A 7,030-nucleotide genomic window follows, 5' to 3' on the forward strand; every position below is an offset into this window, starting at 1 on the left:
ATTGCCGCTGAGGTCTTTGACCGCGTAGCCGCCATCCCGTTGCAGTTCAAGCAGATCCTCGTCGGCGTCGATGCAGTCGATCAGGCGGGTGGGCACGTTCCAGGGGGTCCGGCCATGGTAGACCAGCAGGGTGATGATGGGTGGCAGCTTGCGCAGTTGTTCCGGTTTGTCCTGGGCGTGGCGGGTCCAGATGCGGTGGCGATAGCCCATCAGTTGCAGGGGGGCCCCCATGTCGGGCCAGGACTTGTGCTCGATGAGGGTGTAGATGAAGGCACTGCGGCCATCCCGTAGTGCCACCTGGAACAACCGGTCACTGTGGGTGCCACGCAGGTTCTCGTCGATAAAGGAACCATCCACGGGTCGGGGATCATCGGCCATCTTGTCGGTGAGGGCCTTGGGAAGGCTCTCGCGCAGCAGGGCACTGGCCCGTTCGGGATCTTCGAGCAGGGCCTTGAACAGGGTGTCGTGGGGGTTGGGGAGGGTGTTGCCCATGGCCTGGGTGTCGGGGTGGGTGGGTCTATAGGGTAGCCGATCAGAGAGGGATGGAGGCAGTGCGTGAAGTCGGCGGTCAGGCCGGGACAGCCCACGTTGTTTGTAGGGGGATGTGGAGGGGGAGATCCCTCGTGTGCTGCGCGAGGCCAGGTGTGGTGAGGCGGTGGCCACCGGGGATGGTGCTGGGTTGGCGGCGTGGATCGCGCGGTTGGCGGATGATGCTGATTTGTGCGCCGCCTGGGGGCGCAATGCGCGGGCTGTGTTGGAGTCGCGGTTTGACAGGCGGTTGGCGGTGGAGGCGTGGGTGGGGGTGTTGTGAGTGGAGGTAAGACAATGTTGTACTTGGACAAACTCCTGGCCCAGCTGGCTTATCCGCTGGGCCTTTTGTTTTTGTTGGCCCTGCTGGCGCTGCTGCTGTGGCTGATCCGTTGGCGACGCACCGGGGCAGGGGTGTTGTGTCTGGGCCTGGCCTGGGTGTGGTTGTGGTCCATGCCGGTGGCATCAGACGCGCTGCGGGCGTCGCTGGAGTCGCGGTTCGAGTATGTGCCGGCACACGCGTTGCCGGAGGCGGATGCGGTGGTGGTGCTGGGGGTGGCATCAACGTGGGTTCGCCCCAGTGGCCTTATCCCAACTTGGGCCCGGCGGCGGACCGGGTGTGGCATGGTGCCCGGTTGTATCATGCGGATCGGGCGCCGTGGGTGATCGTGTCCGGTGGTTCGGTGCCGTGGCGGGAGCGTGAGCGGGTGGAGGCCCACGCCATGCGGGAGTTTCTGGTGGACCTGGGCGTGCCGGCGTCGGCGGTGTTGCTGGAAACGGACAGTGCCACCACGCGCGGCAATGCGGTGTACACGGCGCAGTTGCTGGAGGACAGGGGCCTGGAGCGGGTGTTGCTGGTCACATCGGCCTTGCACATGGAGCGCGCCTTGGCCACATTCCGCGCCGCCGGCGTGGAGGCCTGGCCGGCACCCACGGATTTCGAGGTGGAGCCCTTGCCCCCGGATCTCCTGCGCTGGCTCCCGGACGCCCAGGCCCTGGCGGACAGCACCCGGGCATTGAAGAGCCCTGGCGTATGAGCATCTTCCACGCCTTCTATTTCCTCAGCTACACCGCCACCACCACCGGTTTCGGCGAGGTGCCCTACGCCTTCACCGATGCCCAGCGGATGTGGGTCACTTTCAGCATCTATCTCACTATCATCGCCTGGCTCTATGCCATCGGGAAGATCCTCACGCTGATCCAGGACCCGGCCTTCAAGCAGGCACTCAGTTCCCATACCTTCGATCGGGCCGTCCGGCGCATGAAGGACCCGTTCTACATCGTCTGCGGCCACGGGGATACCGGCTCCATGCTGGTGCGGGCCATGGTGCAGCGGGGACGTCACGCGGTGGTGATCGACTATGACCCGGATCGCATCAATGACCTGGAACTGGCGGATCTGACCCTGCATGTGCCGGGACTTTTGGGGGATGCCAGTGTCTCGCGACATCTCAAGGCCTCGGGGCTTTTGCATCCACTGTGCCGGGGTGTGGTGGCCCTGACCGATGACGAGGAGGCCAATCTCAAGATCGCCATCACCAGCAAGTTGCTGAACCCGGATCTGCCGGTGATCTGCCGCGCCCATACCCGGGCCACCGAGGACAACATGGGCTCCTTCGGCACCGATCACATCATCAACCCCTTTGATGCGTTCGGTGAGCGTCTCGGGCTGGCCCTGCGCTCACCGGGGTTGTATCTGTTGCGGGAATGGCTGACCAGCGTACCCGGATCCAGCCTGCAGGAGCCGGTGCATCCGCCGAAGGGTACCTGGATCCTGGTGGGGTTCGGGCGCTTCGGCAAGGCGGTGAGGCGGGCCATGGTGGCGCAGGGATTGAGCACGGTGGTGATCGAGATCAACCCGTCCAGTGCCGGATGCGACGGCCCCTGCGTGGAGGGTCGCGGCACCGAGGCGGATACCCTGCGTCTGGCGGGGATCGACCAGGCCGTGGGCTTGGTGGCCGGGACGGAGCAGGACACCAACAACCTCTCCGTGATCATGACGGCCCGGGACCTGAAGCCGGACCTGTTCATGGTAGCCCGCCAGAATCATTGCGATAATCAGGATCTGTTCCATGCGGCGCAGCCCGCCCTGGTCATGCGCTCCAGCGAGATGATCGTGGAGTCCATCCTGGCCCACCTGGGCAATCCCTTGTTGGCTCGCTTTCTGGAACTGAGTCTGGGCCACGGTGACGCCTGGGCCAACGAACTCCTCAGCCGGATCAGTGGGGTCACGGACGAGCGGGTGCCGGAGGTCTGGCGAGTGCATGTTACGGCCAAGGAGGCTCCGGCGTTGCATGCGCTGATCCGCGAGGGCTTTCCGGTCACGCTGGGTGGGTTACTGGAGGCCGGACAGGCACGTTATGCATTTCTCAACTGCGTGCCCCTGATGCTGTGCCGGAAGGGGGAAGAGGTGCTGACGCCGTCGGAGGACGCCCTTATCGAGCACGGTGACCGGCTGCTGCTCTGCGGCCGTACCCGGGCCGCAGACTATCTGCATCACCTGCTGCGGGATCACCGGGCCCTGCGCTATCTTGTGACCGGCGACAATCGCCCGGATGGCTGGATCTGGCGTATGCTGGGCATGGGGCGTCCCGAGGCAACGGCAGGACGAGATCGGTAACTGCCACGGGCACGGATTTCAGATTTTTTCGAGGTGTGACATGTCTTCAAATTCATCATCCAGGCAGCGTCTGGATCAGATCGTGGCCAACAGCCACAAGGAGCAGGCGACGCGGGAACAGGGTTACCGGGCCAAGGCCCTGAAGATGTATCCCTGGGTCTGCGGGCGTTGTGGGCGCACTTTCGATCACGGCAATGTCCGTGAGTTGACGGTGCATCATCGGGATCATAATCACGATAACAACCCTCAGGATGGTTCCAACTGGGAACTGCTGTGCGTGTATTGCCATGACAATGAGCATCAGCGCCTGACCGAGGCCATGTCCGGTCACGGCGGCGGGGCGGGGGGTGCCGGCGTTGCCGGGAAGGGGGCGAGCCATAATCCCTTCGCGGCCCTGGGGGACCTGCTCAAGGGCAAGGACTGAGCACGGCTCGCCGGTTGACCGGGTGCGGTCCGGGGCGTAGTTTTCAAGGTCTGGGACGTGGCCCGATCCCGTGGCGCCCCATGACCGGAGGACATACCGTGGATGCCTCGACTTTCAAGATGCTTGAAGGCCTGCTGATCATCGGCGGGGTGGTGGCCCTGGCCGTCTGGCAGTTTGGTTCCCTGCGCCGGGACCGGGAAGAACGTGACCGTCGACGCGCCGAGGAACAGAAAAAATCCGACAATCAAAAACAGGACTGACGGGCGACGCGCCCTGTCGAGCCACTGATCAACAACGGAGAAGGCATGAAAATCCTCATCACCGGGGGCACTGGCTTTGTGGGGTCCCACCTGATCAGACGCCTGGTCTCCCAGGACTATGAATGTGTGGTGCTGACCCGCAATACGGCCAACGCCCGGCGCAAGCTCGGTACCGCAGGCTGTCGGTTCATCCAGTGGAATACCCGTTCTCCCATCCCGGAAGAGGCCTTCGAAGGGGTGGACGGGGCGGTGAACCTGGTGGGGGAGAGCCTGGCCAGCCGCCGCTGGAGTCCCGAGCAGAAGAAGCGCATCTTCAACTCGCGCATTGAACCGACCCAGCATCTGGTGGAGGGCCTCAATGAACACGCTCCCCAGTGTAAGGTCCTGGTCTCCGCGTCCGCCATCGGCTATTACCCCGTCAATCTGCCGGATCGACTGACCGAGGAGAGTGAGCCAGGCGACGGATTTCTGCCGGACATCTGCCGCCAGTGGGAGCAGGAAGCCACCCACATGCATGAGCGCACTCGGGTGGTGATCCTGCGCTTTGGCGTGGTGCTGGGGCGGGACGGCGGCGTGATCGCAAAGCTGCTGCCGGTATTCAAGATGGGCCTGGGCGGCCCCGTCTCCGACGGTAGCCAGATCATGAGTTGGATTCACCTGGAGGATGTGGTCGGCGTCATCACTCGTGCCCTCACCGATGACGCCATGTTCGGTGTCTACAATGCCGTGGCGCCCGAACCGGTGAGCAACCGGGAATTCTCCAAGTCCCTGGGCCATGCCCTGGGCAGACCCGCCGTGGTGGCGGCGCCGGCCTTCATGCTGCGCACGGCCCTGGGTGAGATGTCCACTGTGGTACTGGACTCACAGACCATCTCGGGTGGCAAATTGCTGGAGGCAGGATATGAGTTCCTGTATCCGGACATCGACAAGGCCATGCACGAGATCGCGTCTCGATGATCATTCGTCATTGGGATCCCATGGCAGTCCTGATCCTGGGGTTGCCCATCGTTGCGTTGGTGGTCTACGGCAGTTTCTTCGCCCGGGAGTTTGTGGGGGGGTATGTCCCGCCCATGGCCAGCCTGGCGGTGCTGCTGGTGTTGGTGGGGATGCTGCTCGCCTCCCTGTGGCGGTTGTCGCCCGTGTCCGCCTATCGTTTCCAGCATTCACCGGCCAAGGTCAGTATTCAGCACTGGCGGCCTTTTGGCCGCAGTCAGTATCTGGAACATGCCCTGGCCGGCGTGGAGCGCATCAGCATCGAGCGTTATCCCTTCAACCGGGGGCACCGCTATGTGGTCTGCCTGAACCTGCGGGACGGGCGCAAGATCATCAACGGCATGCCCGACGCGGCATCGCCGCAGCCCATCTACGATTTTGCGGTGCGGGTGGCGAGGTTCTACGGGCTGGCGGAAGGACCGCCGCCGGATGCACCATAGCCGTTGTCCGTATCCCGCAGGGATGGACGCAGTCCCTGTCCATCCCCGGACAGGGACATCGGCTTTTGGTCAAGCTTCCACGACGGGGATCTTGCCGATACGACCTCGCCACTCCCGCGGCCCGGTTTCATGCACCGAGGTGCCCTGGCTGTCCACCGCCACGGTCACGGGCATGTCCTTGACCTCGAACTCGTAGATGGCTTCCATGCCCAGGTCCTCGAAGGCCACCACGCGGGAGGCCTGGATGGCCTTGGAAACCAGGTAGGCGGCGCCGCCCACGGCCATGAGATAGACTGCCTGGTTGTCCTTGATGGCGGCCACGGCCGCCGGTCCCCGTTCCGCCTTGCCGACCATGCCCAGCAGGCCGGTCTGTTCCAGCATCTGGCGGGTGAATTTGTCCATGCGGGTGGCGGTGGTGGGACCGGCCGGACCCATGACCTCATCCCGCACCGGGTCCACCGGACCCACGTAGTAGATGAAGCGGTTGGCAAAATCCACTGGCAGGGACTTGCCCTCGTCCAGCATCCGGGTCAGCCGCTGGTGGGCGGCATCCCGGCCGGTGAGCAGGCGGCCGTTGAGCAGCAGCACATCGCCCGGCTGCCAGCTGGCCACTTCCTCTCGGGTGATGGTGTCCAGGTTCACCCGCTTGCCCTTGGAGGCGTCGTAGTCCAGTTGCGGCCAGTCCTCCAGGGAGGGTGGCGTAAGGACCGCCGGGCCGTTGCCGTCCAGGTGGAAATGCACATGACGGGTGGCGGCACAGTTGGGGATCATGGCCACGGGCAGGGAAGCCGCATGGGTGGGGTAGTCCAGGATCTTCACGTCCAGCACCGTGGTCAGGCCGCCCAGTCCCTGGGCGCCGATGCCGAGGGCATTGACCTTCTCGTACAGTTCCAGGCGCAGTTCCTCCACCCGGTTCTGCGGGCCACGGGCCATCAGTTCATGGATATCCACCGGGGCCATGAGGGATTCCTTGGCCAGCAGCATGGCCTTTTCCGGTGTGCCGCCGATGCCCAGGCCCAGGATGCCCGGTGGGCACCAGCCGGCGCCCATGGTAGGCACGGTCTTGAGGACCCAGTCGACGATGGAGTCGGAGGGGTTGAGCATGGCCAGCTTGGACTTGTTCTCGGAACCGCCGCCCTTGGCGGCGCAGATCACTTCCACGTGATCCCCGGGCACGATCTCCATATGGACCACCGCCGGGGTGTTATCGCGGGAATTTTTGCGCTCACCGGCCGGGTCCAGCAGCACCGAGGCCCGCAGGGGGTTGTCCGGGTGTTGATAGGCCCGTCTGACCCCTTCGTCCACCATGGCCTGCAGGCTCATGTCCGCCTCCCAGCGCACGTCCATGCCCACCTTGAGAAAGACCAGTGCGATGCCGGTGTCCTGGCACATGGGGCGCCGGCCTTCGGCGCACATGCGGGAGTTGATCAGGATCTGGGCCATGGCATCCCGGGCCGCGGGGGATTGCTCGCGCTCGTAGGCGGCGCTCAGGGCCTGGATATAGTCCTGGGGATGATAGTAGCTGATGAACTGAAAGGCATCGGCAATGCTCTGGATCAGGTCTTCCTGGCGGATGACGGACATGGAGAACTCCGGCAAGTGTCTGCGTTGAGCCGCGCATCTTATCCCGATGCGGCCCGCACGTCATGTCTTCGTCCGGGATCAGGGCAATTCCACATTTGCCGTCTCAAGGGCCTCGGATACGAATCGGTGCAATGACCCAGCGCGCGGCAAGCCCCGCCGTTCAGGGCGGGGAAGGATAGCG

9 protein-coding genes are annotated in these 7,030 nt (G+C 64.3%); 7 read left to right on the forward strand and 2 right to left on the reverse strand.

Annotation, left to right across the window (positions count from 1 at the left end; all coding sequences use genetic code 11):
- A partial coding sequence (locus LQ952_RS14950) for an Rpn family recombination-promoting nuclease/putative transposase (RefSeq protein WP_238623425.1) occupies positions 1–492 on the reverse strand: 492 nt, incomplete at its 3' end.
- Positions 493–825: 333 nt separating this feature from the next.
- On the opposite strand from LQ952_RS14950, the gene LQ952_RS14955 reads away from it, so the two are divergent.
- From LQ952_RS14955 to LQ952_RS14985, 7 genes are all read left to right on the forward strand, one after another.
- Positions 826–1,194 (forward strand): YdcF family protein, encoded by a 369-nt coding sequence (locus LQ952_RS14955; RefSeq protein ID WP_238623426.1) that lies wholly within the window; start codon positions 826–828, stop codon positions 1,192–1,194.
- Positions 1,095–1,565: a YdcF family protein gene (locus LQ952_RS14960; RefSeq protein WP_488349783.1), complete on the forward strand. Its 471-nt coding sequence runs from the start codon at positions 1,095–1,097 to the stop codon at positions 1,563–1,565. Before LQ952_RS14955 ends, LQ952_RS14960 begins: the two co-directional genes overlap by 100 nt.
- Positions 1,562–3,148 carry a potassium channel family protein gene (locus LQ952_RS14965; protein ID WP_238623428.1) on the forward strand — a complete coding sequence of 529 codons (1,587 nt, stop codon included), beginning with the start codon at positions 1,562–1,564 and terminating at the stop codon, positions 3,146–3,148. Before LQ952_RS14960 ends, LQ952_RS14965 begins: the two co-directional genes overlap by 4 nt.
- Positions 3,149–3,188: 40 nt before the next feature.
- The gene (locus LQ952_RS14970) at positions 3,189–3,572 is read left to right on the forward strand and encodes a YajD family HNH nuclease (protein ID WP_238623429.1); all 384 of its coding nucleotides are present in this window, start codon (positions 3,189–3,191) and stop codon (positions 3,570–3,572) included.
- A gap of 98 nt (positions 3,573–3,670) precedes the next feature.
- Positions 3,671–3,832, forward strand: coding sequence for a hypothetical protein (locus LQ952_RS14975; RefSeq protein ID WP_238623430.1), 162 nt, complete (start codon positions 3,671–3,673; stop codon positions 3,830–3,832).
- Between the two features lie 45 nt (positions 3,833–3,877).
- Positions 3,878–4,789 carry a TIGR01777 family oxidoreductase gene (locus LQ952_RS14980; RefSeq protein ID WP_238623431.1) on the forward strand — a complete coding sequence of 304 codons (912 nt, stop codon included), beginning with the start codon at positions 3,878–3,880 and terminating at the stop codon, positions 4,787–4,789.
- Between the two features lie 20 nt (positions 4,790–4,809).
- Positions 4,810–5,265 (forward strand): hypothetical protein, encoded by a 456-nt coding sequence (locus tag LQ952_RS14985; RefSeq protein WP_238623432.1) that lies wholly within the window; start codon positions 4,810–4,812, stop codon positions 5,263–5,265.
- Positions 5,266–5,334: 69 nt separating this feature from the next.
- On the opposite strand, the gene LQ952_RS14990 is transcribed toward LQ952_RS14985, so the two are convergent.
- Positions 5,335–6,849, reverse strand: a complete 1,515-nt coding sequence (locus LQ952_RS14990) for a fumarate hydratase (RefSeq protein WP_238623433.1) — start codon at positions 6,847–6,849, stop codon at positions 5,335–5,337.
- Between the last annotated feature and the right edge of the window lie 181 nt (positions 6,850–7,030).

This window comes from Ectothiorhodospira lacustris (assembly GCF_022227785.1).
Lineage (GTDB): Bacteria > Pseudomonadota > Gammaproteobacteria > Ectothiorhodospirales > Ectothiorhodospiraceae > Ectothiorhodospira > Ectothiorhodospira lacustris.